This is a genomic window from Citrobacter sp. XT1-2-2 (assembly GCF_023516235.1).
Taxonomy (GTDB): domain Bacteria; phylum Pseudomonadota; class Gammaproteobacteria; order Enterobacterales; family Enterobacteriaceae; genus Citrobacter; species Citrobacter werkmanii.
This window is the reverse complement of sequence record NZ_CP097324.1, coordinates 4,133,841-4,159,521: the sequence shown is the minus strand read 5'-3', so window position 1 is coordinate 4,159,521 and position 25,681 is coordinate 4,133,841. Positions and strand designations below refer to the sequence as shown.

Below are 25,681 nucleotides of genomic sequence, written 5' to 3'. Positions count from 1 at the left end.
TTACACCCCTTCTGCGACGTAACGGGCAATGATGTCGCCCATTTCATCGGTACCGACTGCGGCAGCGCCACGGGCCAAATCACCAGTGCGAATGCCTTCTTCTAATGCGCGGTTAATGGCGCTCTCAATTGCGGTTGCCGCATCGTTGGCATCCAGGCTGTAGCGCAGCAGCAGCGCCAGCGACAGGATCTGGGCGATAGGGTTAGCAATATTTTTCCCGGCGATATCCGGGGCGGAGCCGCCAGCAGGCTCGTACAGACCAAAACCTTGCTCGTTCAGGCTGGCGGATGGCAACATCCCCATTGAACCGGTGATCATGGCGCACTCGTCAGACAGAATGTCGCCAAACAGGTTGGAGCACAGCAGGACGTCGAACTGGGAAGGATCTTTGATCAACTGCATTGTCGCGTTGTCGATGTACATATGCGCCAGTTCAACGTCCGGGTATTCATTGGCAATTTCATTGACGATTTCACGCCACAGAATAGAGGTTTGCAGCACGTTAGCTTTATCAATCGACGTGACTTTACGGCGACGTTGGCGAGCTGACTCAAACGCGATACGGGCAATACGTTCGATCTCGAAACGGTGATATACCTCGGTATCAAATGCTTTTTCATGTTGCCCGCTGCCTTCGCGGCCTTTTGGCTGACCGAAGTAGATCCCGCCGGTCAGTTCACGCACGCACAGGATGTCGAAACCGTTAGCGGCGATATCGGCGCGCAGAGGACAAAACGCTTCCAGCCCCTGGTACAGCTTTGCCGGACGCAGATTGCTGAATAATTTGAAGTGCTTACGCAATGGCAGCAGCGCACCGCGTTCAGGCTGCTGGTTTGGCGGCAGGTTTTCCCATTTCGGACCGCCAACGGAGCCAAACAGAATGGCGTCAGCTTGCTCACAGCCTTCAACCGTAGCCGGCGGCAGCGGCTGACCGTGGTTATCAATGGCGGCGCCACCCACGTCGTAGTGGCTGGTGGTAATGCGCATGTTAAAACGGTGGCGAATTGCGTCCAGTACTTTCAAGGCTTGCGCCATCACTTCCGGGCCAATACCGTCACCCGGCAAAACAGCAATATGGTAATTCTTCGACATCACACGGTTTCCTTGTTGTTCTCGTTGTTCTGAGCTTTGCGTTGCAATTCTTTTTCGACTTCTTCGGCGCGCCAGATATTGTTCAGCACATGGACCATCGCTTTGGCGGAAGACTCGACGATATCCGTTGCCAGACCGACGCCGTGGAAGCGGCGACCGTTATAGTTGGCGACGATATCCACCTGACCCAGCGCATCTTTACCGTGCCCTTTGGCGGTCAGGCTGTATTTCACCAGTTCGACGTTGTATTCCGTTACGCGGTTGATGGCCTGATAAATGGCATCAACCGGGCCGTTACCGTTCGCCGCTTCGGCTTTGACGTCTTCACCGCAGGCCAGCTTGACGGAGGCAGTAGCAATGTCATTTGAGCCGGATTGCACGCTGAAGTAATCCAGACGGAAATGTTCTGGCTCTTCCTGCTGTTTGTTAATAAAGGCCAGCGCTTCCAGGTCATAATCAAATACCTGACCTTTTTTATCCGCCAGCTTCAGGAAAGCGTCGTACAGGTTGTCCAGATTATATTCACTCTCTTTATAGCCCATCTCATCCATGCGGTGTTTCACCGCGGCGCGTCCGGAACGGGAGGTCAGGTTCAACTGTACCTGATTCAGGCCGATGGATTCAGGCGTCATGATTTCGTAGTTTTCACGATTTTTCAGTACGCCGTCCTGATGAATGCCGGAGGAGTGAGCAAAGGCGCCGCTACCGACAATCGCTTTGTTAGCCGGAATGGGCATGTTACAGATTTGGCTCACTAACTGGCTGGTACGCCAGATCTCCTGATGATTAATGCGGGTCTGTACGTTCAGGATATCTTTGCGCACTTTGATCGCCATGATCACTTCTTCCAGGGAGCAGTTACCAGCGCGTTCGCCGATACCGTTCATCGCGCCTTCCACCTGGCGCGCTCCGGCGTGAACGGCAGCCAGCGCGTTGCCGACGCCCAGGCCTAAATCATCATGGGTGTGTACGGAGATGATGGCTTTATCGATATTCGGTACGCGTTCATACAGACCGGAAATGATTGCGCCAAATTCGAAAGGCATGGTGTAACCGACGGTATCGGGAATATTGATGGTTTTGGCACCCGCATTAATGGCGGCTTCTACTACGCGAGCCAGGTCTGCGATAGGAGTACGGCCAGCGTCTTCGCAGGAGAATTCCACGTCATCCGTGTAATTACGCGCTCGCTTAACCATATAGATAGCTCGCTCGATCACCTCATCCAGCGTGCTGCGTAATTTTGTTGCGATATGCATCGGCGAGGTGGCGATAAACGTATGAATGCGGAAAGCTTCAGCGACCTTCAGGGATTCAGCTGCAATATCGATATCTTTTTCAACGCAGCGCGCTAAGGCGCAAACGCGGCTGTTCTTAACCTGACGAGCAATGGTCTGTACTGATTCAAAGTCACCTGGTGAAGAGACCGGGAAACCCACTTCCATCACGTCAACGCCCATACGCTCAAGGGCCAGCGCAATCTGCAGTTTTTCTTTCACACTCAGGCTTGCCTGTAACGCCTGTTCTCCGTCGCGTAAGGTGGTATCGAAAATAATGACTTGCTGGCTCATGGTTTAGGTCCTTGGTCTTTAGGGCGCCTTGCTTCGAGCATAAAAAAACCCGCGCAACGGCGCGGGTTTCTGTCTTAACTGGAGCTGACTTAATGCTGAATGTCGTCCACCAGTCTACCGCGCAACGAAGATGCGTTTAGTAGTAGTAGACCGTTGAAACGAGCAATGTAAGTCATCAATTAAGCTCCAGGCGAATGCGATATGCTTTTAGTGGTACTGGATATGAACTCCGATGTCAACCCCATCCCTTGTAAATGCCCCTGTAGCAGATAAAAGTTTAGGCAAAACTTAAGCGAATTGTGCTGAATTTGTTGGCGTATATAAAATTAATCTGCTGATGCTTGTACATAATTTTCATGGTTTGACATATTTAAGCATATTTATTCGCATTTATTGTAACGGTTCGTTGAAGTCGATGGCGCGATTAAGATTTTATATCTTTATGATTTGTCTGTTTTTATAGCAATACTGAATAGATCGGGGCACAGCGGAAGGACATGATTGATAAATTAATGTTAACTTTTAATGTATTAATAATATAAACATTTAATTAAAACTTAAATATACATTCATGATGTGTATGATTGTATATTCGCCATGCTTATGGTTATATTGTTTTTGAAATTTAAACATATGAATCATCGTGCAGTGACCTCTGCCACACTGCGCTCGCATTGCTGTTTTGTTCATTTAGGTTTGTACCTTTATGTTTTCCTAATTTTAATGTTTTTCCTTTTTCTTATTTTATATGCATGGTAAATCATATTAGCGGAGGTTATTTCTTTACTCCGTCTGGGAAAAGGGAGTTTAGAGTGACAGTGGAGTTAACTATGCCAGAAGTAAAAATAATAGATAAACCCAATCTTTTAGAGCCAGGAAAACCGCAACTTCGCATGGTTGACCTTAATCTTTTAACCGTTTTTGATGCGGTAATGCAGGAACAGAATATTACCCGCGCTGCGCATACTCTGGGGATGTCGCAACCAGCGGTCAGTAATGCGGTAGCGCGCCTCAAGGTCATGTTTAATGATGAGCTTTTTGTTCGTTATGGTCGGGGGATCCAGCCGACAGCAAGAGCTTTCCAGCTATTTGGTTCCATTCGTCAGGCATTGCAATTAGTGCAAAACGAACTGCCTGGATCGGGTTTTGAACCAGCCAGCAGTGAACGTGTTTTCAATCTCTGCGTATGCAGCCCATTAGATAATATCCTGACATCGTTGATTTATAATCGGGTTGAACAGGTCGCGCCAAACATTAATGTCATATTTAAGTCTTCACTTAATCAAAATACCGAGCATCAGCTGCGTTATCAGGAAACAGAGTTTGTTATTAGCTATGAAGAATTCCGTCGTCCAGAATTCTCAAGTATTCCGTTATTCAATGATGAAATGGTATTAGTGGTAAGCAAAAAGCATCCGCGCATTAGTGGTCCATTATTGGAAAACGATGTTTATAATGAGCAACACGCGGTGGTTTCGCTGGATCGCTTCGCATCTTTCAGTCAGCCGTGGTATGACACGCCGGATAAACAATCCTGCGTCGCTTACCAGGGCATGGCATTAATTAGCGTTCTTAATATTGTGTCGCAAACGCATCTGGTCGCTATTGCGCCACGTTGGTTGGCAGAAGAGTTCGCTGATTCTTTAGAACTTCAGATATTACCTTTACCTTTAAAATTGAACAGCCGTACATGTTATCTTTCCTGGCATGAAGCTGCAGGCCGGGATAAAGGACATCAATGGATGGAAGAGCTGTTAGTCTCCATCTGTAAGCAATAGCATTCAGCAGAACAAGCCGGATAATACATCTGGTTTGTTCTGCTTTTTTATTTGTATGTAAAATTTTATGCTGAAATCCACTTTCCAGGATTAGCTAACAGTGTAAAAAAATAGAGTAATAGCTGTAAGTCCCCCTTTTTAAGCGATTATTTATCATATCATTTACTTATCCTGGTTTAATTCTCCATTAAATCGACGCTTTCCTCCGTTTTATTCTTATTTGCTCTGAGGCTACTCCAGCGGAGTCAATTGCCATGCGTCATCGTCAGCGGTTAATGTGTTGTTAAACCGTTATTCATTATAAGAGTGAGGCAAGCCATGGAGATGTTGTCTGGAGCCGAGATGGTCGTCCGATCGCTCATCGATCAGGGTGTAAAGCAGGTATTCGGTTATCCCGGGGGGGCCGTCCTCGATATTTATGATGCGTTGCATACGGTCGGTGGTATTGATCATGTGCTGGTTCGTCATGAGCAGGCCGCGGTACACATGGCTGATGGCCTTGCGCGCGCCACGGGGGAGGTGGGCGTCGTATTAGTCACTTCAGGACCCGGCGCTACCAACGCGATTACCGGGATTGCAACGGCTTACATGGATTCCATTCCGCTGGTGATCCTCTCCGGGCAGGTCGCAACGTCGCTGATTGGCTACGATGCCTTCCAGGAGTGCGACATGGTGGGCATATCCCGCCCGGTGGTGAAGCACAGCTTCCTGGTCAAACAAACAGAAGACATCCCACAGGTGCTAAAAAAGGCCTTCTGGTTGGCGGCAAGCGGTCGTCCGGGGCCTGTTGTGGTCGATTTGCCGAAGGATATTCTGAATCCCGCCAGGAAACTGCCTTACAGCTGGCCGGAGTCGGTGAGTATGCGTTCGTATAATCCGACGACTACCGGACATAAAGGACAGATAAAACGTGCTCTGCAGACGTTAGTCGCGGCTAAAAAACCGGTTGTGTACGTGGGTGGTGGCGCCGTTAATGCCGCCTGCCATGAGCAGTTGTGCCAGATCGCTGAAGCTCTTAACCTGCCTGTTGTTTCCTCGCTGATGGGGTTAGGCGCGTTTCCGGCAACACATCGCCAGGCGTTGGGAATGCTGGGCATGCATGGAACTTATGAAGCAAACATGACCATGCATCATTCCGATGTGATCTTTGCCGTCGGCGTGCGCTTTGACGATCGAACAACCAATAATCTGGCAAAATATTGTCCAAATGCGACCGTGCTGCATATCGACATCGATCCGACCTCTATTTCGAAAACCGTCACTGCGGATATTCCAATTGTCGGCGATGCTCGTCTGGTACTTGATCAGATGCTCGAACTGCTGGAGCAGGAGAAATCTCAGCAGCCGCTGGATGATAACCGTGACTGGTGGCAACAGATTGAACACTGGCGCGCTCGTCAGTGCCTGAAATATGACACGCAAAGTGAAAGCATTAAGCCACAGGCGGTGATTGAAACCATCTGGCGTCTGACGAAAGGGGATGCGTATGTGACCTCTGATGTTGGTCAGCATCAGATGTTTGCCGCACTCTACTACCCGTTCGATAAACCACGCCGTTGGATTAACTCCGGCGGTCTCGGCACCATGGGATTTGGTTTACCTGCGGCGCTAGGCGTAAAAATGGCATTGCCTGAGGAAACGGTGGTGTGCGTGACCGGGGATGGCAGCATTCAGATGAACATCCAGGAACTGTCGACGGCGCTGCAGTACGAGCTGCCGGTACTGGTGCTCAACCTGAACAACCGCTATCTCGGCATGGTCAAACAGTGGCAGGACATGATCTACTCCGGACGTCATTCACAATCTTATATGCAGTCGCTGCCCGATTTTGTGCGCCTTGCCGAGGCTTATGGGCATATTGGTATCCAGATTAACCATCCTGAAGAACTGGAAAGCAAACTGAGTGAAGCGCTGGAGCATGTGCGCAACCGTCGTCTGGTGTTTGTCGATGTCACCGTTGATGGCAGCGAGCATGTTTACCCGATGCAGATTCGTGGGGGCGGTATGGATGAAATGTGGTTAAGTAAAACGGAGAGGACCTGATTATGCGCCGGATATTATCGGTATTGCTGGAAAATGAGTCGGGTGCCTTGTCGCGTGTGATAGGCCTTTTCGCCCAGCGTGGATACAATATTGAAAGCCTGACCGTCGCGCCCACTGACGATCCAACCTTATCGCGAATGACGATTCAAACGGTAGGGGATGAGAAAGTCCTGGAGCAGATCGAAAAGCAGCTACACAAACTGGTGGATGTTCTGCGCGTGAGCGAACTGGGGCAGGGCGCCCATGTTGAACGCGAGATCATGTTGGTGAAAATCCAGGCCAGCGGCTATGGTCGGGAGGAGGTGAAACGCAACACGGAGATTTTCCGCGGGCAAATCATCGACGTCACGCCGTCCATCTACACCGTACAGTTGGCGGGCACCAGTGATAAGCTGGATGCGTTCCTGGCAACATTACGTGAAGTCGCCAAAATTGTAGAGGTAGCCCGTTCTGGCGTGGTGGGGCTTTCTCGCGGCGATAAAATCATGCGCTAATAGTCGACTGTAGGCCTGATAAGCACAGCGCCATCAGGCATCATCGCGGAGGCCATGCCGGATGACGGCGTAAACGCCTTATCCGGCCTGGAGGGTTTTCGCTGATGCTATCTGTTGCGCTTTTTTTTTGCGAAATCAGCAGTAACCAGAGACAAAAGCGGTTGCCGCAGTCATTATTCTGCGCTTAGATGTTAAGAAACTTAACCCATGCCATCACAAAGGTTATGGTTTGTACATTTTACGCAAGGGGCAATTGTGAAACTGGATGAAATCGCTCGGTTGGCCGGCGTTTCGCGAACGACTGCAAGCTACGTTATTAATGGCAAAGCAAAGCAATATCGCGTAAGCGACAAAACGGTTGAAAAAGTCATGGCGGTGGTGCGTGAGCATAATTACCACCCGAATGCCGTGGCGGCCGGGTTGCGTGCTGGACGCACACGCTCTATCGGGCTGGTGATCCCGGATCTTGAGAACACAAGCTATACCCGGATTGCAAACTATCTGGAGCGCCAGGCGCGTCAGCGCGGGTATCAACTGTTGATTGCCTGCTCTGAAGATCAGCCTGATAACGAAATGCGCTGTATTGAGCATCTTTTACAACGCCAGGTTGATGCCATCATTGTATCGACTTCCTTGCCGCCAGAACATCCGTTCTATCAGCGCTGGGCAAACAGTTCATTCCCGATTGTGGCGCTGGACCGTGCGCTGGATCGCGAACATTTCACCAGCGTCGTGGGCGCGGACCAGGATGATGCGGAAATGCTGGCGCAGGAGTTACGTAAATTCCCTGCAGAAACCGTACTTTATCTGGGCGCGCTGCCTGAATTATCCGTCAGCTTCCTGCGTGAGCAGGGCTTCCGTACCGCGTGGAAAGACGATCCGCGTGACGTTCATTTCCTTTACGCCAACAGCTATGAGCGGGAAGCGGCCGCGCAGCTCTTTGATAAATGGCTGGAAACGCATCCCATGCCTCAGGCGCTGTTTACCACGTCGTTTGCTCTGTTGCAGGGGGTGATGGATGTGACCCTGCGTCGCGATGGGCAGTTGCCGTCTGATTTGGCGATAGCGACTTTTGGCGATCACGAACTGCTCGACTTCCTGCAGTGTCCGGTGCTCGCGGTGGCGCAACGCCATCGCGATGTAGCTGAACGTGTGCTGGAGATTGTGCTGGCAAGTCTGGATGAGCCGCGTAAACCCAAACCTGGGTTAACGCGTATACGGCGTAATCTGTACCGTCGCGGTATTCTGAGCCGTAACTAAGTTGCCTCATTTGGTGACGTCAACGGGATAAGCCTCTGACGTCATCAAATATTCTATTCTCAGAAATAACCTCATTATAATTAAGAATATTCTTTAGAATTATCTGAAATTGATTCTTGAATTATGCCGAATTAAAAATGCAACTCTCCATTTTTGGGTTATTGAAGCGTAAAGATGCGTTACGGTTGTATTATTTTGTTACATGCTTGTAGGGATTTGCCGAATTAACAAACACTTTGCTGCCCTATGGCGACAACCTCACGCTTACCTCGCTCCTGCACGGCATACAGACTGATTAACTGGTACTGTTATCTCGCTGCATATTGTCCTAAAATGCCGCTCGCGTCGCAAACTGACACTTTATATTTTCTTTTGATGATATTCGGTTGTTTTAAACAATCATGAGTTGTTGGATTTTTTTCTTACAAATATTCATGACGTTAATTTGCTTCGTTTGCTGTACGGAATTTGTTCAACGCTGATATTAGCTGTAAACAATGTGTTTTTTGCTCCGCTTAGCGCCGTGACTTGCTTGACAAGGTTTTCCTCCGCTCCGTAAACTCCTTTAAGTGGGATTTTGTGGGATAAAGTGGTAATCGGGGGTGAGACTGGCATGTTCCGGGGAGCAACGTTAGTTAATCTCGACAGTAAAGGGCGCTTATCGGTGCCCACCCGTTATCGGGATCAACTGCTCGAGTGCGCTACCGGTCAAATGGTTTGCACCATTGACATCCATCACCCGTGCCTGCTGCTGTACCCCCTGCCTGAATGGGAAATTATCGAGCAGAAGTTATCGCGTCTGTCGAGCATGAATCCAGTTGAGCGTCGCGTACAGCGCCTGTTGTTGGGGCATGCCAGCGAATGTCAGATGGATAGCGCTGGCCGATTATTGATAGCGCCGATTCTGCGGCAACACGCGGGGCTAACGAAAGAAGTGATGCTGGTTGGGCAGTTCAATAAGTTTGAGCTGTGGGATGAAACGACCTGGTATCAACAGGTCAAGGAAGATATCGACGCTGAGCAGTCTGTTACCGGCGCGCTGTCGGAACGATTGCAGGATTTGTCTCTATAAAATGATGGAAAATTATAAACATACAACGGTGTTGCTGGATGAAGCCGTCAACGGCCTGAATATTCGTCCAGACGGCATCTACATTGACGGGACATTTGGTCGCGGTGGTCATTCACGTCTGATCCTCTCCCAGCTTGGCGAAGAGGGACGTTTACTGGCTATCGATCGCGATCCGCAGGCTATTGCCGTTGCACAGACGATTACCGATCCCCGTTTCTCCATCGTTCATGGACCATTCTCTGCGCTGGCTGACTATGTCGCCGAGCGCGGACTTACCGGTAAGATCGACGGGATTCTTCTCGATCTTGGCGTTTCTTCCCCGCAGCTTGATGATGCGGAGCGCGGTTTCTCGTTTATGCGTGACGGTCCGTTGGATATGCGTATGGATCCAACACGCGGTCAGTCCGCAGCCGAATGGCTGCAAACCGCCGATGAAGCGGACATTGCCTGGGTGATTAAAACCTTTGGCGAGGAGCGCTTTGGTAAACGCATTGCTCGCGCCATCGTCGAGCGCAATCGCATCGAACCGATGACCCGCACCAAAGAGCTGGCGGAAGTGATTGCGGCGGCAATGCCGGTGAAAGACAAATTCAAACATCCCGCGACCCGTACCTTCCAGGCGGTGCGCATCTGGGTGAACAGTGAACTGGAGGAGATAGAGCAGGCGCTAAAAAGCTCGCTCAGCGTGCTGGCACCAGGTGGTCGCCTTTCGATTATCAGTTTCCATTCGCTTGAAGACCGTATTGTGAAACGCTTTATGCGCGAACAAAGCCGTGGTCCTCAGGTTCCGGCTGGAATACCGATGACGGAAGCGCAGATCAAAAAGCTGGGCGGCCGTGAGTTAAGAGCACTAGGCAAGATGATGCCGGGTGAAGAAGAGGTAGCTGAAAATCCTCGTGCCCGTAGTTCAGTTCTGCGTATTGCAGAGAGGACGAACGCATGATCAGCAGAGTGACAGAAGCCCTTAGCAAAGTTAAAGGATCGATAGGAAGCAACGAGCGCCATGCCTTGCCTGGCGTGATCGGTGACGATCTTTTGCGGTATGGGAAGCTGCCACTCTGCCTGTTCATTTGCATTATTTTGACGGCGGTTACCGTCGTGACAACCGCCCACCATACGCGGTTACTGACCGCGCAGCGTGAGCAGTTGGTTCTGGAGCGAGATGCGTTGGATATCGAATGGCGCAACTTGATCCTTGAGGAGAACGCGCTCGGCGACCATAGCCGTGTTGAACGGATCGCAACGGAAAAGCTGCAAATGCAGCATGTTGATCCCTCACAAGAAAATATTGTAGTACAAAAATAAGGATAAACGCGACGCATGAAAGCAGCGGCAAAAACGCACAAACCAAAACGCCAGGAAGAACAAGCCAACTTTGTCAGTTGGCGTTTTGCGTTACTGTGCGGCTGTATTTTGCTGGCACTGGGTTTCCTGCTGGGACGCGTCGCCTGGCTGCAAATCATCGCGCCGGATATGCTGGTGCGTCAGGGCGACATGCGCTCCCTGCGCGTACAGGAAGTCTCTACATCGCGCGGGATGATTACCGACCGTTCGGGCCGTCCGCTGGCGGTGAGTGTTCCGGTGAAGGCGATTTGGGCCGACCCGAAAGAGGTGCATGACGCAGGCGGCGTGAGCGTTGGTGAACGCTGGAGAGCGCTGTCGACCGCGCTTAATCTCCCGCTCGACCAGCTGGCTTCCCGTATTAACGCCAACCCGAAAGGGCGCTTTATCTATCTGGCGCGTCAGGTTAACCCTGACATGGCCGACTACATCAAAAAACTCAAGCTGCCAGGCATTCACCTGCGTGAAGAATCCCGTCGTTACTATCCTTCCGGAGAAGTGACCGCTCACCTCATTGGCTTTACTAACGTTGATAGCCAGGGGATTGAAGGCGTTGAGAAGAGCTTCGATAAGTGGCTCACCGGACAGCCGGGCGAACGTATCGTACGTAAAGACCGCTATGGCCGCGTAATTGAAGATATCTCCTCTACCGACAGCCAGGCGGCGCACAACCTTGCGCTGAGCATTGATGAGCGTTTACAGGCGCTGGTCTACCGTGAACTGAATAATGCCGTCGCGTTCAACAAAGCGGAATCCGGCAGCGCCGTGCTGGTGGATGTCAACACCGGTGAAGTGCTGGCGATGGCGAACAGCCCGTCCTACAACCCCAATAATCTCTCCGGTACGCAAAAAGATGTCATGCGTAACCGTACCATTACCGACGTGTTTGAACCGGGTTCTACCGTCAAACCAATGGTGGTAATGACGGCGCTGCAGCGTGGAGTGGTACGCGAAAATACCGTACTCAATACGATTCCTTACCGAATTAATGGTCACGAAATCAAAGACGTGGCGCGTTATAGCGAATTGACCCTTACCGGGGTTTTGCAGAAGTCGAGTAACGTCGGTGTTTCTAAGCTGGCGTTAGCGATGCCGTCCTCAGCGTTAGTAGATACTTACTCACGTTTTGGGCTGGGAAAAGCGACCAATTTGGGGTTGGTCGGAGAACGCAGTGGCTTATATCCTCAAAAACAACGGTGGTCTGACATAGAGAGGGCCACCTTCTCTTTCGGCTATGGGCTAATGGTAACCCCGTTACAGTTAGCGCGAGTCTATGCAACGATCGGCAGCTATGGCGTTTATCGCCCGCTGTCGATTACCAAAGTTGACCCTCCTGTTCCGGGCGAGCGTATTTTCCCGGAAGCGACCGTTCGTACCGTGGTGCACATGATGGAAAGCGTAGCGCTGCCCGGCGGCGGCGGCGTGAAGGCGGCGATTAAAGGCTATCGCATCGCCATCAAAACCGGTACGGCGAAAAAAGTAGGGCCGGATGGTCGCTACATCAACAAATACATTGCTTATACCGCAGGCGTTGCGCCTGCGAGTCAGCCGCGCTTCGCGCTGGTTGTTGTTATCAACGATCCGCAGGCGGGTAAATACTACGGTGGCGCCGTTTCCGCGCCGGTCTTCGGTGCCATCATGGGCGGCGTACTGCGCACCATGAACATCGAACCGGATGCGCTGGCAACGGGCGATAAAAGTGAATTTGTGAATAATCAAGGCGAGGCAACAGGTGGCAGATCGTAATTTGCGCGACCTTCTTGCTCCATGGGTGCCGGGTGCACCGGAGCGAGCACTGCGGGAGATGACGCTCGACAGCCGTGTGGCTGCATCGGGCGATCTCTTTGTCGCAGTATTGGGTCATCAGGCGGACGGGCGTCGGTATATCCCGCAGGCGATAGCGCAAGGTGTGGCTGCCATTATTGCAGAAGCAAAAGATGAAGCGACTGATGGTGAAATCCGTGAAATGCACGGCGTTCCGGTTATCTATCTCAGCCAGCTTAATGAGCGTTTATCTGCACTGGCGGGCCGTTTTTACCACGAGCCTTCTGAAAAAATGCGTCTGGTTGGCGTGACCGGGACCAACGGTAAAACGACCACTACTCAATTGCTGGCGCAGTGGAGCCAACTGCTGGGTGAAACCAGCGCGGTGATGGGAACCGTTGGCAATGGTCTGTTGGGCAAAGTGATTCCAACAGAAAATACCACCGGTTCAGCCGTTGATGTCCAGCATGTGCTGGCGGGGCTGGTTGCACAGGGCGCCACGGTTGGCGCGATGGAAGTCTCTTCCCACGGTCTGGTTCAGCATCGCGTCGCGGCGCTGAAGTTTGCCGCATCAGTGTTTACTAACTTAAGCCGTGACCATCTCGACTACCACGGTGACATGGAACATTACGAAGCCGCGAAATGGCTGCTGTACTCCACGCACCATTGCGGTCAGGCCATCGTCAATGCGGATGATGAGGTCGGTCGTCGCTGGCTGGTCAAACTTCCGGATGCGGTGGCCGTTTCGATGGAAGACCACATCAACCCGAACTGTCATGGTCGTTGGTTAAAAGCCGTTGAGGTGAAGTATCACGACAGCGGGGCAACGATTCGCTTTACCTCCTCATGGGGGGAAGGCGAAATTGAAAGCCGCCTGATGGGCGCGTTTAACGTCAGCAATCTGCTGCTGGCGCTGGCAACGCTGCTGGCGCTGGGATATCCGTTAGCTGATTTACTAAAAACAGCGACACAATTGCAACCGGTTTGCGGGCGCATGGAAGTATTCAGCGCGCCGGGCAAAACCACCGTGGTGGTTGATTATGCCCATACGCCGGATGCGCTGGAAAAAGCGCTGCAGGCGGCGCGTCTGCACTGTACCGGCAAACTGTGGTGCGTCTTTGGCTGCGGTGGCGATCGTGACAAAGGCAAACGTCCGCTGATGGGCGCGATTGCCGAACAATTTGCTGATGTGGTCGTGGTGACCGATGACAACCCGCGTACCGAAGAACCGCGCGCCATCATCAACGACATTCTGGCGGGGATGCTGGATGCCGGACAGGCGAAGGTGATGGAAGGTCGCGCCGAAGCAGTGACTAACGCCATCATGCAGGCGAAAGAAAACGATGTGGTGCTGGTGGCCGGGAAAGGGCACGAAGACTACCAGATCGTTGGTTCACAGCGTCTCGACTATTCTGACCGCGTCACGGCAGCGCGTCTGCTGGGGGTGATCGCATGATTAGCGTAACGCTCAGCCAACTGGCGGAAATCCTCTGTGGCGAACTAAAAGGGGGCGACCTGACCCTCGATGCAGTGACAACCGATACGCGTAAAGTGACGCCGGGATGCCTGTTTGTGGCGCTGAAAGGCGAACGCTTTGATGCCCACGATTTTGCCGACAAGGCGAAAGACGGGGGAGCAGGCGCGCTGTTAGTCAGCCGTCCACTCAATATTGATTTACCGCAGGTTATTGTAAAAGACACCCGTCTGGCGTTCGGCGAACTGGCAGCGTGGGTTCGCGCCCAGGTTCCGGCGCGCGTGGTCGCGCTGACCGGCTCATCCGGCAAAACGTCTGTTAAAGAGATGACGGCATCCATTCTGAGCCAGTGTGGCAACACCCTATACACCGCGGGCAATCTGAACAACGACATCGGTGTACCGATGACGTTGCTGCGCTTAAACAACGATTACGACTATGCCGTGATTGAGCTCGGCGCCAATCATCAGGGCGAAATCGCCTGGACCGTTGGCCTGACGCGTCCGGAAGCGGCGCTGGTGAACAATCTTGCTGCCGCGCATCTGGAGGGTTTCGGCTCTCTGGCGGGCGTTGCGAAGGCTAAAGGTGAGATTTTTGGCGGTCTGTCAGCGAATGGCATCGCCATCATGAACGCTGATAACAACGACTGGCTGAACTGGCAGAGCATCATTGGCGATCGCAAAGTCTGGCGCTTCTCCCCGAATGCGGCCAACAGCGATTTTTCGGCGGCTAACGTTCACGTGACCTCGCACGGTACGGAGTTTTCGCTGCGCACGCCAACCGGAAGCATTGATGTTCTGCTGCCGTTGCCGGGTCGTCACAACATTGCCAACGCCCTGGCGGCGGCTGCGCTCTCTATGGCGGTAGGCGCGACGCCTGAGGCGATCAAAGCGGGCCTGAAAGATCTGCAAGCGGTACCGGGGCGTCTGTTCCCGATTCAACTGGCAGAAAATCAGCTGCTGCTGGACGACTCCTACAACGCTAACGTCGGCTCGATGACCGCAGCGGTACAGGTGCTGTCCGAAATGCCGGGCTACCGTGTGCTGGTGGTGGGCGATATGGCAGAGCTTGGCGCGGAAAGCGAAGCATGTCACGTACAGGTAGGTGTTGCTGCGAAAAACGCGGGCATCGACCGTGTACTGAGTACAGGGAAACTGAGTCAGGCAATTAGCGACGCCAGCGGCGTTGGTGAGCATTTTGCGGATAAAACCGCGCTGGTCGCTCATCTCAAGGCGCTGATTGCGGAACATCAGATCATGACGATTTTAGTGAAGGGTTCACGTAGTGCCGCCATGGAAGAGGTAGTACGCGCATTACAGGAGAATGGGACATGTTAGTTTGGCTGGCCGAACATTTGGTCAAATATTATTCCGGCTTTAACGTCTTTTCCTATCTGACGTTTCGCGCCATCGTCAGCCTGCTGACCGCGCTGTTCATCTCTTTGTGGATGGGCCCGCGCATGATCGCCCGCCTGCAAAAAATGTCCTTTGGACAGGTCGTACGTAACGACGGCCCGGAATCACACTTTAGTAAACGCGGTACGCCGACCATGGGCGGGATCATGATCCTTACCGCGATTGTTATCTCCGTGCTCCTGTGGGCATACCCGTCGAACCCATACGTCTGGTGCGTGCTGGTGGTATTGGTCGGTTACGGGATTATTGGTTTTGTCGATGACTACCGCAAAGTGGTACGCAAAGACACTAAAGGACTGATCGCGCGCTGGAAATATTTTTGGATGTCGGTGATTGCGCTGGGCGTAGCCTTTGCGCTGTACCTGGCGGGGAAAGATACCCCGGCGACCGAACTGGTCGTGCCGTTCTTTAAAGACGTGATGCCGCAACTGGGACTGTTCTACGTCCTGCTGGCGTACTTCGTCATTGTGGGTACCGGTAACGCGGTCAATCTCACCGATGGTCTGGATGGCCTGGCGATTATGCCGACCGTGTTCGTGGCTGCGGGTTTTGCGCTGGTGGCATGGGCGACCGGGAACATGAACTTCGCTAACTATCTGCACATTCCGTATTTACGCCATGCCGGCGAACTGGTGATCGTCTGTACGGCGATTGTCGGCGCGGGGTTAGGCTTCCTGTGGTTTAACACCTATCCGGCGCAGGTCTTTATGGGCGACGTCGGATCGCTGGCGCTGGGCGGCGCGCTGGGCATTATTGCCGTGCTGCTGCGTCAGGAGTTCCTGCTGGTGATCATGGGCGGCGTATTCGTCGTAGAAACGCTGTCGGTCATTCTGCAGGTCGGTTCCTTTAAGCTGCGCGGACAGCGCATCTTCCGTATGGCGCCGATTCACCACCACTATGAACTGAAAGGCTGGCCGGAACCGCGCGTGATTGTGCGCTTCTGGATTATTTCGCTGATGCTGGTGCTGATTGGCCTGGCAACGCTGAAGGTACGTTAATCATGGCTGATTACCAGGGTAAAAAAGTCGTCATTATCGGTCTGGGTTTGACCGGGCTGTCCTGCGTGGATTTCTTCCTGGCGCGTGGCGTGACGCCGCGCGTGATGGATACCCGCGCGACGCCGCCGGGCCTGGATAAATTACCGGAAGCGGTTGAGCGTCATGTTGGCAGCCTGAATGATGACTGGCTGCTGGACGCCGATCTCATCGTCGCCAGCCCTGGTATTGCCCTGGCGCACCCTTCACTGAGCGCCGCCGCCGATGCGGGGATTGAAATTGTCGGTGACATTGAGCTGTTTTGTCGCGAAGCACAGGCGCCGATCGTCGCGATCACCGGCTCTAACGGTAAGAGCACGGTTACCACGCTGGTTGGCGAAATGGCAAAAGCAGCAGGCGTTAACGTCGGCGTAGGCGGAAACATTGGCCTGCCAGCACTGATGTTACTGGATGCCGAGCGTGAGCTATATGTGCTTGAGCTATCCAGCTTCCAGCTTGAAACGACCTCCAGCTTACAGGCCGTAGCCGCCACCATTTTGAATGTCACCGAAGATCATATGGACAGGTATCCGTTTGGCTTGCAGCAGTATCGTGCGGCCAAACTGCGCGTTTATGAGAATGCGAAAGTCTGTGTGGTCAATGCGGATGATGCGCTGACCATGCCGGTTCGTGGCGCAGATGAGCGTTGTGTGAGCTTCGGTGTCAACATGGGGGACTATCACCTTAATCGTCAGCAGGGCGAAACCTGGCTGCGGGTGAAGGGTGAAAAAGTTCTCAACGTGAAAGAGATGACGCTTACCGGCCAGCATAACTATACCAACGCTCTGGCAGCGCTGGCGCTGGCTGATGCAGCGGGTCTGCCGCGGGCGTCAAGCCTGAAAGCGCTGACCACCTTTACCGGACTGGCGCATCGTTTCCAGTTGGTACTGAATCATAACGGTGTGCGTTGGATCAACGATTCAAAAGCGACCAACGTCGGCAGTACTGAAGCGGCGCTGAATGGCCTGCATGTTGACGGTACGCTGCACCTGCTGCTGGGCGGCGACGGGAAATCTGCTGACTTTATGCCGCTGCAACGTTACCTCACCGGCGACAACATCCGTCTGTACTGCTTTGGCCGTGATGGCGCGCAGCTTGCGGCACTGCGACCTGAGGTTGCCGAACAAACCGAAACCATGGAGCAGGCAATGCGTCTGCTCGCGCCGCGCGTGAAGCCGGGTGATATGGTGCTGCTGTCGCCAGCGTGTGCCAGCCTCGATCAGTTCAAGAACTTTGAGCAACGCGGTGACGTCTTTACGCGTCTGGCGAAGGAGTTGGGTTGATGCGTTTATCTCTCCCTCGCCTGAGAATGCCGCGCTTACCGGGACTGGGTGTCCTGGCGTGGATCTTCGCGGCACTCAAAGGCTGGGTGATGGCTTCGCGCGATAAAGACGCGGACAGCCTGATCATGTATGACCGCATGCTGCTGTGGCTGACCTTCGGTCTGGCGGCAATTGGTTTCATCATGGTGACATCGGCATCAATGCCGGTAGGACAACGTCTGGCGGGAGACCCCTTCCTGTTTGCTAAACGTGACGCGCTGTACATCTTCCTGGCGTTCTGTTTGGCGATGGTCACGCTGCGTCTGCCGATGGCGTTCTGGCAGAAGTACAGCACTACGATGCTCATCGCCTCGATCATCATGCTGCTGATCGTGTTGGTGGTGGGGAGCTCCGTTAACGGGGCATCGCGCTGGATTGCTCTGGGGCCGCTGCGTATTCAGCCTGCGGAATTTACCAAGCTGTCGCTGTTCTGTTATCTCGCCAACTACCTGGTACGCAAGGTGGATGAAGTGCGAAACAACCTGCGCGGCTTCCTGAAACCGATGGGCGTGATCCTGGTGCTGGCCGTATTACTGCTGGCGCAGCCTGACCTCGGTACGGTAGTGGTGCTGTTTGTCACCACGCTGGCGATGCTGTTTCTTGCCGGGGCTAAATTGTGGCAGTTCATTGCGATTATCGGCATGGGGATATCGGCGGTCGTGCTGCTGATCCTTGCCGAACCGTATCGTATTCGTCGCGTAACCTCTTTCTGGAATCCATGGGAAGATCCGTTCGGCAGCGGATACCAGTTGACGCAATCGCTAATGGCGTTTGGCCGTGGTGAGGTTTGGGGGCAAGGGTTAGGCAACTCAGTCCAAAAACTGGAGTATTTACCGGAGGCGCACACCGACTTCATCTTCGCCATCATTGGGGAAGAACTGGGTTATATCGGTGTGGTATTGGCACTTTTAATGGTATTCTTCGTCGCTTTTCGCGCGATGTCGATTGGCCGTAAAGCGCTGGAAATTGACCACCGTTTTTCAGGCTTTTTAGCCTGCTCCATCGGGATCTGGTTTAGCTTCCAGGCGTTAGTAAACGTCGGCGCGGCGGCAGGTATGCTGCCAACCAAAGGCCTGACGCTGCCGCTTATTAGTTATGGTGGTTCCAGTTTGTTGATAATGTCGACGGCCATCATGTTTTTGTTACGTATTGATTATGAAACGCGTCTGGAAAAAGCCCAGGCGTTTACACGAGGTGCACGATGAGTGGTCAACCGAAGCGGTTAATGGTGATGGCAGGCGGTACCGGCGGGCATGTGTTCCCGGGACTGGCGGTCGCGCACCATTTAATGGCCCAGGGCTGGCAGGTTCGTTGGCTGGGCACCGCCGATCGTATGGAAGCGGACTTAGTGCCGAAGCATGGCATTGAAATTGACTTTATTCGCATCTCCGGTCTGCGTGGCAAAGGCGTTAACGCACTGCTTGCCGCACCCGTGCGTATTTTTAACGCCTGGCGTCAGGCGCGCGCCATCATGAAGCAATTCAAGCCTGATGTGGTGCTCGGTATGGGCGGCTACGTGTCAGGTCCTGGCGGCTTGGCCGCATGGTCATTAGGTATTCCGGTCGTACTGCATGAGCAGAACGGCATTGCGGGATTAACCAATAAATGGCTGGCAAAGATTGCAACGAAGGTTATGCAGGCTTTCCCCGGCGCTTTCCCGAATGCGGAAGTGGTCGGGAACCCGGTACGCACGGACGTGCTGGCGCTGCCATTACCCGAAGCGCGTCTGGCTGGACGTGAAGGCCCGGTTCGTGTGCTGGTAGTCGGTGGTTCTCAGGGCGCGCGCGTTCTCAACCAGACGATGCCGCAGGTTGCCGCAAAGCTTGGCGAGGCGGTGACTATCTGGCACCAGAGCGGTAAAGGTGCGCAACAAACCGTTGAACACGCTTATGCCGAGGTCGGACAACCGCAGCACAAGGTCACTGAGTTTATTGATGATATGGCCGCCGCTTATGCATGGGCGGATGTTGTAGTGTGCCGTTCCGGCGCGCTGACGGTGAGTGAGATTGCCGCCGCAGGCTTACCTGCGCTGTTTGTGCCGTTCCAGCACAAAGACAGACAGCAGTACTGGAATGCGTTGCCGCTGGAAAAAGCGGGCGCCGCCAAAATTTTAGAGCAACCACAGTTTACTGTGGATGCCGTCGCCAGCACCCTTGCCGGGTGGTCGCGAGAAACTTTATTAACCATGGCAGAACGTGCGCGCGCCGCATCCATACCGGATGCCACCGAACGCGTTGCAAATGAAGTGAGCCGGGCTGCCCGGGCGTAATTGTGGTGATGCCTTTTGCATCGCATGAACTAAGAAGTTAATGGCTAAAGAATGAATACACAACAACTGGCAAAACTGCGTTCCATCGTGCCCGAAATGCGTCGCGTTCGGCACATTCACTTTGTCGGCATCGGTGGTGCTGGTATGGGCGGTATTGCCGAAGTTTTGGCCAATGAAGGTTATCAGATCAGCGGTTCTGACTTAGCGCCAAATCCGGTGACGCAGCAGTTGACGAATCTCGGTGCCACGATTTTCTTCAACCATCGTCCGGAAAACGTACGCGATGCGAGCGTGGTAGTGGTCTCCAGCGCCATTTCTGCGGATAACCCGGAAATTGTTGCGGCGCATGAAGCGCGCATTCCTGTTATCCGTCGCGCTGAAATGCTGGCGGAGTTAATGCGTTTTCGTCACGGCATCGCCATTGCCGGGACGCACGGTAAAACCACGACCACGGCGATGGTCTCCAGTATTTACGCGGAAGCGGGGCTGGATCCGACCTTTGTTAACGGTGGTCTGGTGAAGGCCGCAGGCGTTCATGCACGTCTGGGTCATAGCCGTTATTTGATTGCCGAAGCGGACGAGAGCGATGCGTCGTTCCTGCATTTGCAGCCGATGGTAGCGATTGTCACCAATATCGAAGCCGACCATATGGATACCTACCATGGCGACTTCGAAAATTTAAAGCAGACGTTTATTAATTTCCTGCATAACTTGCCGTTTTATGGTCGTGCGGTGATGTGCGTTGACGATCCGGTGATCCGCGAACTGCTACCGCGAGTTGGCCGTCAAACCACAACCTATGGTTTCAGTGATGATGCCGATGTGCGCGTTGAAGATTACCAGCAGATCGGCCCGCAGGGTCACTTCACCCTGGTGCGTCAGGGGATGGCCGAACTACGCGTAACGTTGAACGCGCCGGGCCGCCACAATGCGCTGAACGCGGCTGCCGCGGTAGCGGTCGCAACGGAAGAAGGTATTGAAGACGACGCGATCCTGCGCGCGCTGGAAAGTTTCCAGGGTACCGGACGCCGTTTTGACTTCCTCGGCGAATTCCCGCTTGAGCCGGTTAACGGTAAAGCCGGGACCGCGATGCTGGTTGATGATTACGGCCATCACCCAACGGAAGTGGATGCCACGATTAAAGCCGCGCGCGCGGGCTGGCCGGACAAAAATCTGGTGATGCTGTTCCAGCCGCATCGGTATACGCGTACGCGCGATTTGTACGACGACTTTGCCAACGTGCTGACTCAGGTTGATGCGCTGTTGATGCTGGATGTATACGCCGCGGGCGAAGCCGCCATTCCAGGCGCAGACAGCCGCTCGCTGTGCCGTACTATTCGTGGTCGCGGTAAGATCGATCCTATTCTGGTATCCGATCCGGCCCAGGTGGCAGAAATGTTGGCACCGGTATTAACCGGCAACGATCTGATTTTGGTGCAAGGTGCTGGAAATATCGGCAAAATTGCGCGTTCCTTAGCTGAAATCAAACTGAAGCCGCAAAATCCGGAGGAAGAACAACATGGCTGATAAAATCGCGGTCCTGTTAGGGGGCACCTCCGCAGAACGAGAAGTGTCGCTGAACTCTGGCGCGGCTGTGCTCGCCGGGTTGCGTGAAGGCGGCGTGGATGCCCATCCGGTTGACCCTAAAGAGGTTGATGTCACTCTTCTGAAATCAATGGGTTTTCAGAAGGTGTTTATTGCGCTGCACGGCCGTGGCGGTGAAGATGGCACGTTGCAGGGCATGCTGGAGCAAATTGGCCTGCCTTATACCGGCAGCGGCGTCATGGCTTCCGCGATTTCGATGGACAAACTGCGCAGCAAGCTGCTGTGGCAGGGCGCAGGTTTACCCGTCGCGCCATGGGTTGCGTTGACCCGCGCTGAGTTCGAAAAAGGTCTTAGCGATGAGATAGTTGCAAAAATTTCTGCGTTAGGTTTACCGCTGATTGTGAAGCCAAGCCGTGAAGGTTCCAGCGTAGGGATGTCAAAAGTTGAAGAAGAAAATGCTTTGCAGGGTGCATTAGCATTGGCTTTTCAGCATGATGAAGAAGTACTGATTGAAAAATGGCTCAGTGGCCCGGAATTTACCGTTGCGATACTCGGCGAAGAAATTTTACCGTCAATACGTATCCAACCCGCGGGAACCTTCTATGATTATGAGGCGAAGTATCTCTCTGATGAGACACAATATTTCTGCCCTGCAGGTCTGGAAGTCGAGCAAGAGGCCCAATTACAGGATTTAGTCCTGAAAGCGTGGACCGCCTTAGGCTGTAAAGGTTGGGGGCGCATTGACGTCATGCTGGACAGCGATGGCCAGTTTTATCTGCTGGAAGCCAATACCTCTCCGGGTATGACCAGCCACAGCCTGGTGCCGATGGCGGCGCGTCAGGCGGGTCTGAGCTTCTCGCAGTTGGTGGTAAGAATTCTGGAGTTGGCGGACTGATATGTCGCAGGCTGCGCTGAACACGCGAAACGGTGATGAAGAAGACGTAAATTCCTCACGCCGCAATAATGGAACGCGTCTTGCAGGAATACTGTTCCTGCTGACAGTGCTGTGCACCGTGTTTGTCAGCGGCTGGGTCGTGTTGGGATGGATGGAAGATGCGCAGCGTTTGCCGTTGTCAAAACTGGTGTTAACCGGCGAACGGCATTACACGCGCAATGATGATATCCGTCAGTCCATTCTGGCGCTGGGCGCGCCGGGAACCTTTATGACCCAGGATGTGAACATCATCCAGAGTCAGATTGAACGCCTCCCGTGGATTAAACAGGCGAGCGTCAGAAAGCAATGGCCTGATGAATTGAAGATTCATCTGGTTGAATATGTGCCAATTGCGCGTTGGAATGACCAGCACATGGTGGATGCTGAAGGCAATACGTTCAGCGTCCCATCCGGTCGGGCCAATAAGCAGGTATTACCCATGTTGTACGGACCGGAAGGCAGCGCAAGTGAAGTGCTGCAAGGGTTCCGCGATATGGGGCAGGTGCTGGCTAAGGATAGATTCACCCTGAAGGAAGCGGCGATGACCGCGCGTCGTTCCTGGCAGTTGACGCTAAATAACGATATTAAGCTCAATCTGGGCAGGGGCGATACGATAAAACGTTTGGCTCGCTTTGTGGAACTCTACCCGGTTTTACAGCAGCAGGCGCAAACCGATGGCAAACGGATTAGCTACGTTGATTTGCGTTATGACTCAGGAGCGGCAGTAGGCTGGGTTCCCTTGCCTCCTGAGGAATCTAATCAGCAACAGAATCAGGCACAGGCAGAACAACAATGATCAAGGCGACGGACAGAAAACTGGTAGTTGGACTGGAGATTGGCACCGCGAAGGTAGCCGCTTTAGTAGGGGAAGTTCTGCCCGACGGTATGGTCAATATCATTGGCGTGGGCAGTTGCCCATCGCGAGGTATGGATAAAGGCGGGGTGAATGACCTTGAGTCAGTGGTGAAATGCGTACAGCGCGCCATTGACCAGGCTGAGCTGATGGCAGATTGCCAGATATCCTCGGTGTATCTGGCGCTTTCCGGCAAACACATTAGCTGTCAGAATGAAATTGGTATGGTGCCCATTTCCGAAGAGGAAGTGACGCAGGAAGATGTGGAAAACGTCGTACATACGGCAAAATCCGTACGCGTGCGCGATGAACATCGTGTTCTGCACGTTATTCCGCAGGAATACGCCATTGACTACCAGGAAGGTATCAAAAATCCGGTAGGTCTTTCCGGCGTACGTATGCAGGCAAAAGTGCATCTTATTACCTGCCACAACGACATGGCGAAGAATATTGTCAAAGCCGTTGAACGTTGTGGTCTGAAAGTTGACCAACTGATTTTCGCCGGACTGGCAGCCAGTTATTCCGTGTTGACGGAAGATGAACGTGAACTGGGTGTCTGCGTGGTAGATATTGGTGGTGGTACAATGGATATCGCCGTTTATACTGGCGGGGCGTTGCGCCATACCAAAGTGATCCCTTATGCAGGGAATGTGGTGACCAGCGATATCGCGTATGCCTTTGGTACGCCGCCGAGCGATGCTGAAGCCATCAAAGTACGTCATGGCTGCGCGCTGGGCTCCATCGTCGGTAAAGACGAGAGCGTTGAGGTGCCAAGCGTGGGCGGTCGTCCGCCGCGTAGCCTGCAGCGTCAGACTTTGGCAGAGGTCATTGAGCCGCGTTATACCGAGCTGCTCAACCTGGTCAACGAAGAAATTTTGCAATTACAAGAACAGCTTCGCCAGCAGGGGGTGAAACATCATCTGGCGGCGGGGATTGTGTTAACCGGTGGCGCAGCGCAAATTGAAGGTCTTGCAGCCTGCGCACAGCGCGTGTTCCATACGCAAGTCCGTATTGGCGCACCGCTGAATATTACCGGTCTGACGGATTATGCCCAGGAGCCGTATTATTCAACGGCGGTGGGGCTGCTTCACTACGGGAAAGAGTCCCATTTGAGTGGTGAGGCTGAAGTTGAAAAACGCGTAACGGCGTCAGTTGGCTCGTGGATTAAACGACTCAATAGCTGGCTGAGAAAAGAGTTTTAATTTTTAAAGAGACCGACGCACATTAAAGGTCTCAGGCGACAGGCACAACGGAGAGAGAAACTATGTTTGAACCTATGGAACTAACCAATGACGCGGTGATTAAAGTCATCGGCGTCGGCGGCGGCGGCGGTAATGCCGTTGAACACATGGTGCGCGAGCGCATCGAAGGTGTTGAATTCTTTGCGGTGAATACCGACGCTCAGGCGTTGCGTAAAACGGCGGTTGGACAGACCATTCAAATTGGTAGCGGCATCACCAAAGGTCTGGGCGCGGGTGCAAACCCGGAAGTCGGTCGTAATGCGGCAGACGAAGATCGTGAAGCTCTGCGTGCAGCGCTTGACGGTGCAGACATGGTGTTTATCGCAGCAGGTATGGGCGGCGGTACCGGAACCGGTGCAGCGCCAGTGGTTGCTGAAGTGGCAAAAGATTTAGGTATCCTGACCGTTGCTGTCGTGACTAAGCCTTTCAACTTTGAAGGCAAGAAGCGTATGGCATTCGCGGAGCAGGGCATCACCGAACTGTCCAAACACGTGGACTCTCTGATCACTATCCCGAACGATAAACTGCTGAAAGTGCTGGGCCGTGGTATCTCCCTGCTGGATGCGTTTGGCGCAGCGAACGACGTGCTGAAAGGCGCAGTCCAGGGTATCGCTGAACTGATCACGCGTCCGGGCCTGATGAACGTCGACTTTGCAGACGTGCGCACCGTGATGTCCGAAATGGGCTATGCGATGATGGGCTCCGGCGTGGCAAGCGGTGAAGACCGTGCGGAAGAAGCGGCTGAAATGGCTATCTCTTCCCCGCTGCTGGAAGATATCGATCTGTCTGGCGCGCGCGGCGTGCTGGTCAACATTACTGCGGGCTTCGACCTGCGTCTGGATGAATTCGAAACCGTCGGTAACACCATCCGTGCCTTTGCATCGGATAACGCGACCGTGGTTATCGGTACCTCTCTGGACCCGGATATGAACGACGAACTGCGCGTGACCGTTGTTGCGACTGGAATTGGTATGGACAAGCGTCCTGAAATCACTCTGGTAACCAACAAGCAGGTCCAGCAGCCGGTAATGGATCGTTACCAGCAGCACGGTATGGCGCCGTTGACGCAAGAGCAAAAACCGGTTGCGAAAGTGGTTAACGACAATACGCCGCAAACCACCAAAGAGCCGGATTATCTGGATATCCCTGCGTTCCTGCGTAAGCAAGCTGATTAAGAAT

General features: G+C 53.4%; 22 protein-coding genes. 19 read left to right on the top strand and 3 right to left on the bottom strand.

Translation table 11 applies throughout. The features are described from left to right. The 3 genes from leuB to leuL all read right to left on the bottom strand — a co-directional run bounded on the left by leuB (position 1) and on the right by leuL (position 2,839). Entirely contained in the window at positions 1-1,092 is a 1,092-nt protein-coding gene (gene leuB / locus M4I31_RS19790) for a 3-isopropylmalate dehydrogenase (protein WP_006686687.1), read from the bottom strand. Then, positions 1,092-2,663: a 2-isopropylmalate synthase gene (leuA, locus tag M4I31_RS19785; RefSeq protein WP_085048315.1), complete on the bottom strand. Its 1,572-nt coding sequence runs from the start codon at positions 2,661-2,663 to the stop codon at positions 1,092-1,094. Before leuA ends, leuB begins: the two co-directional genes overlap by 1 nt. 89 nt (positions 2,664-2,752) lie before the next feature. Beyond that, on the bottom strand, positions 2,753-2,839 hold the full coding sequence (leuL, locus tag M4I31_RS19780) for a leu operon leader peptide (RefSeq protein WP_048998978.1): 87 nt from the start codon (positions 2,837-2,839) through the stop codon (positions 2,753-2,755). 654 nt (positions 2,840-3,493) lie between these two features. Between leuL and leuO the strand changes: the two genes are divergently transcribed. The 19 genes from leuO to ftsZ all read left to right on the top strand — a co-directional run bounded on the left by leuO (position 3,494) and on the right by ftsZ (position 25,677). Further along, the gene (leuO, locus tag M4I31_RS19775) at positions 3,494-4,441 is read left to right on the top strand and encodes a transcriptional regulator LeuO (RefSeq protein WP_038637183.1); all 948 of its coding nucleotides are present in this window, start codon (positions 3,494-3,496) and stop codon (positions 4,439-4,441) included. A 318-nt stretch (positions 4,442-4,759) separates the two neighbouring features. Then, entirely contained in the window at positions 4,760-6,484 is a 1,725-nt protein-coding gene (ilvI, locus tag M4I31_RS19770) for an acetolactate synthase 3 large subunit (RefSeq protein ID WP_071888094.1), read from the top strand. A 2-nt stretch (positions 6,485-6,486) separates the two neighbouring features. Further along, complete coding sequence (ilvN, locus tag M4I31_RS19765) at positions 6,487-6,978, top strand: acetolactate synthase small subunit (protein ID WP_003829566.1); 492 nt, start codon at positions 6,487-6,489, stop codon at positions 6,976-6,978. Between the two features lie 255 nt (positions 6,979-7,233). Beyond that, positions 7,234-8,238 (top strand): catabolite repressor/activator, encoded by a 1,005-nt coding sequence (gene cra, locus M4I31_RS19760; RefSeq protein WP_038637189.1) that lies wholly within the window; start codon positions 7,234-7,236, stop codon positions 8,236-8,238. Positions 8,239-8,851: 613 nt separating this feature from the next. Next, the gene (gene mraZ / locus M4I31_RS19755; protein ID WP_038637194.1) at positions 8,852-9,310 is read left to right on the top strand and encodes a division/cell wall cluster transcriptional repressor MraZ; all 459 of its coding nucleotides are present in this window, start codon (positions 8,852-8,854) and stop codon (positions 9,308-9,310) included. A gap of 1 nt (position 9,311) precedes the next feature. After that, a complete protein-coding gene (rsmH, locus tag M4I31_RS19750) occupies positions 9,312-10,253 on the top strand; it encodes a 16S rRNA (cytosine(1402)-N(4))-methyltransferase RsmH (protein WP_042312345.1) in 942 nt (313 codons plus the stop codon). Continuing rightward, entirely contained in the window at positions 10,250-10,615 is a 366-nt protein-coding gene (gene ftsL / locus M4I31_RS19745; RefSeq protein WP_006686695.1) for a cell division protein FtsL, read from the top strand. The genes rsmH and ftsL overlap by 4 nt, the downstream gene beginning before the upstream one ends. A gap of 15 nt (positions 10,616-10,630) precedes the next feature. Then, entirely contained in the window at positions 10,631-12,397 is a 1,767-nt protein-coding gene (gene ftsI / locus M4I31_RS19740; protein ID WP_038637202.1) for a peptidoglycan glycosyltransferase FtsI, read from the top strand. Next, positions 12,384-13,871, top strand: a complete 1,488-nt coding sequence (gene murE / locus M4I31_RS19735) for a UDP-N-acetylmuramoyl-L-alanyl-D-glutamate--2,6-diaminopimelate ligase (RefSeq protein ID WP_085048314.1) — start codon at positions 12,384-12,386, stop codon at positions 13,869-13,871. Before ftsI ends, murE begins: the two co-directional genes overlap by 14 nt. After that, positions 13,868-15,226, top strand: coding sequence for a UDP-N-acetylmuramoyl-tripeptide--D-alanyl-D-alanine ligase (gene murF, locus M4I31_RS19730; protein WP_085048313.1), 1,359 nt, complete (start codon positions 13,868-13,870; stop codon positions 15,224-15,226). The genes murE and murF overlap by 4 nt, the downstream gene beginning before the upstream one ends. Continuing rightward, a complete protein-coding gene (gene mraY, locus M4I31_RS19725; protein WP_016151694.1) occupies positions 15,220-16,302 on the top strand; it encodes a phospho-N-acetylmuramoyl-pentapeptide-transferase in 1,083 nt (360 codons plus the stop codon). Before murF ends, mraY begins: the two co-directional genes overlap by 7 nt. A gap of 2 nt (positions 16,303-16,304) precedes the next feature. Further along, positions 16,305-17,621: a UDP-N-acetylmuramoyl-L-alanine--D-glutamate ligase gene (gene murD, locus M4I31_RS19720; protein WP_085048312.1), complete on the top strand. Its 1,317-nt coding sequence runs from the start codon at positions 16,305-16,307 to the stop codon at positions 17,619-17,621. Next, entirely contained in the window at positions 17,621-18,865 is a 1,245-nt protein-coding gene (ftsW, locus tag M4I31_RS19715; protein WP_038637214.1) for a cell division protein FtsW, read from the top strand. The genes murD and ftsW overlap by 1 nt, the downstream gene beginning before the upstream one ends. Beyond that, positions 18,862-19,929, top strand: a complete 1,068-nt coding sequence (gene murG, locus M4I31_RS19710) for an undecaprenyldiphospho-muramoylpentapeptide beta-N-acetylglucosaminyltransferase (RefSeq protein WP_038637216.1) — start codon at positions 18,862-18,864, stop codon at positions 19,927-19,929. Before ftsW ends, murG begins: the two co-directional genes overlap by 4 nt. A gap of 51 nt (positions 19,930-19,980) precedes the next feature. Further along, complete coding sequence (gene murC / locus M4I31_RS19705) at positions 19,981-21,456, top strand: UDP-N-acetylmuramate--L-alanine ligase (protein WP_085048311.1); 1,476 nt, start codon at positions 19,981-19,983, stop codon at positions 21,454-21,456. After that, positions 21,449-22,369 (top strand): D-alanine--D-alanine ligase, encoded by a 921-nt coding sequence (locus M4I31_RS19700; protein WP_085048310.1) that lies wholly within the window; start codon positions 21,449-21,451, stop codon positions 22,367-22,369. The genes murC and M4I31_RS19700 overlap by 8 nt, the downstream gene beginning before the upstream one ends. A gap of 1 nt (position 22,370) precedes the next feature. Beyond that, the gene (gene ftsQ / locus M4I31_RS19695) at positions 22,371-23,204 is read left to right on the top strand and encodes a cell division protein FtsQ (RefSeq protein ID WP_038637223.1); all 834 of its coding nucleotides are present in this window, start codon (positions 22,371-22,373) and stop codon (positions 23,202-23,204) included. Beyond that, a complete protein-coding gene (gene ftsA / locus M4I31_RS19690) occupies positions 23,201-24,463 on the top strand; it encodes a cell division protein FtsA (protein WP_003018755.1) in 1,263 nt (420 codons plus the stop codon). Before ftsQ ends, ftsA begins: the two co-directional genes overlap by 4 nt. 62 nt (positions 24,464-24,525) lie before the next feature. Further along, the gene (gene ftsZ, locus M4I31_RS19685; protein WP_003018753.1) at positions 24,526-25,677 is read left to right on the top strand and encodes a cell division protein FtsZ; all 1,152 of its coding nucleotides are present in this window, start codon (positions 24,526-24,528) and stop codon (positions 25,675-25,677) included. The last annotated feature ends 4 nt before the right edge of the window (positions 25,678-25,681 follow it).

What these genes read in the sequence shown, in the direction of transcription:
- leuB (WP_006686687.1), bottom strand. Translation starts at nt 1,092, where the DNA reads ATGTCGAAGAATTACCATATTGCTGTTTTGCCGGGTGACGGTATTGGC.
- leuA (WP_085048315.1), bottom strand. Translation starts at nt 2,663, where the DNA reads ATGAGCCAGCAAGTCATTATTTTCGATACCACCTTACGCGACGGAGAA.
- leuL (WP_048998978.1), bottom strand. Translation starts at nt 2,839, where the DNA reads ATGACTTACATTGCTCGTTTCAACGGTCTACTACTACTAAACGCATCT.
- leuO (WP_038637183.1), top strand. Translation starts at nt 3,494, where the DNA reads ATGCCAGAAGTAAAAATAATAGATAAACCCAATCTTTTAGAGCCAGGA.
- ilvI (WP_071888094.1), top strand. Translation starts at nt 4,760, where the DNA reads ATGGAGATGTTGTCTGGAGCCGAGATGGTCGTCCGATCGCTCATCGAT.
- ilvN (WP_003829566.1), top strand. Translation starts at nt 6,487, where the DNA reads ATGCGCCGGATATTATCGGTATTGCTGGAAAATGAGTCGGGTGCCTTG.
- mraZ (WP_038637194.1), top strand. Translation starts at nt 8,852, where the DNA reads ATGTTCCGGGGAGCAACGTTAGTTAATCTCGACAGTAAAGGGCGCTTA.
- rsmH (WP_042312345.1), top strand. Translation starts at nt 9,312, where the DNA reads ATGATGGAAAATTATAAACATACAACGGTGTTGCTGGATGAAGCCGTC.
- ftsL (WP_006686695.1), top strand. Translation starts at nt 10,250, where the DNA reads ATGATCAGCAGAGTGACAGAAGCCCTTAGCAAAGTTAAAGGATCGATA.
- ftsI (WP_038637202.1), top strand. Translation starts at nt 10,631, where the DNA reads ATGAAAGCAGCGGCAAAAACGCACAAACCAAAACGCCAGGAAGAACAA.
- murF (WP_085048313.1), top strand. Translation starts at nt 13,868, where the DNA reads ATGATTAGCGTAACGCTCAGCCAACTGGCGGAAATCCTCTGTGGCGAA.
- mraY (WP_016151694.1), top strand. Translation starts at nt 15,220, where the DNA reads ATGTTAGTTTGGCTGGCCGAACATTTGGTCAAATATTATTCCGGCTTT.
- murD (WP_085048312.1), top strand. Translation starts at nt 16,305, where the DNA reads ATGGCTGATTACCAGGGTAAAAAAGTCGTCATTATCGGTCTGGGTTTG.
- ftsW (WP_038637214.1), top strand. Translation starts at nt 17,621, where the DNA reads ATGCGTTTATCTCTCCCTCGCCTGAGAATGCCGCGCTTACCGGGACTG.
- murG (WP_038637216.1), top strand. Translation starts at nt 18,862, where the DNA reads ATGAGTGGTCAACCGAAGCGGTTAATGGTGATGGCAGGCGGTACCGGC.
- murC (WP_085048311.1), top strand. Translation starts at nt 19,981, where the DNA reads ATGAATACACAACAACTGGCAAAACTGCGTTCCATCGTGCCCGAAATG.
- M4I31_RS19700 (WP_085048310.1), top strand. Translation starts at nt 21,449, where the DNA reads ATGGCTGATAAAATCGCGGTCCTGTTAGGGGGCACCTCCGCAGAACGA.
- ftsQ (WP_038637223.1), top strand. Translation starts at nt 22,371, where the DNA reads ATGTCGCAGGCTGCGCTGAACACGCGAAACGGTGATGAAGAAGACGTA.
- ftsA (WP_003018755.1), top strand. Translation starts at nt 23,201, where the DNA reads ATGATCAAGGCGACGGACAGAAAACTGGTAGTTGGACTGGAGATTGGC.
- ftsZ (WP_003018753.1), top strand. Translation starts at nt 24,526, where the DNA reads ATGTTTGAACCTATGGAACTAACCAATGACGCGGTGATTAAAGTCATC.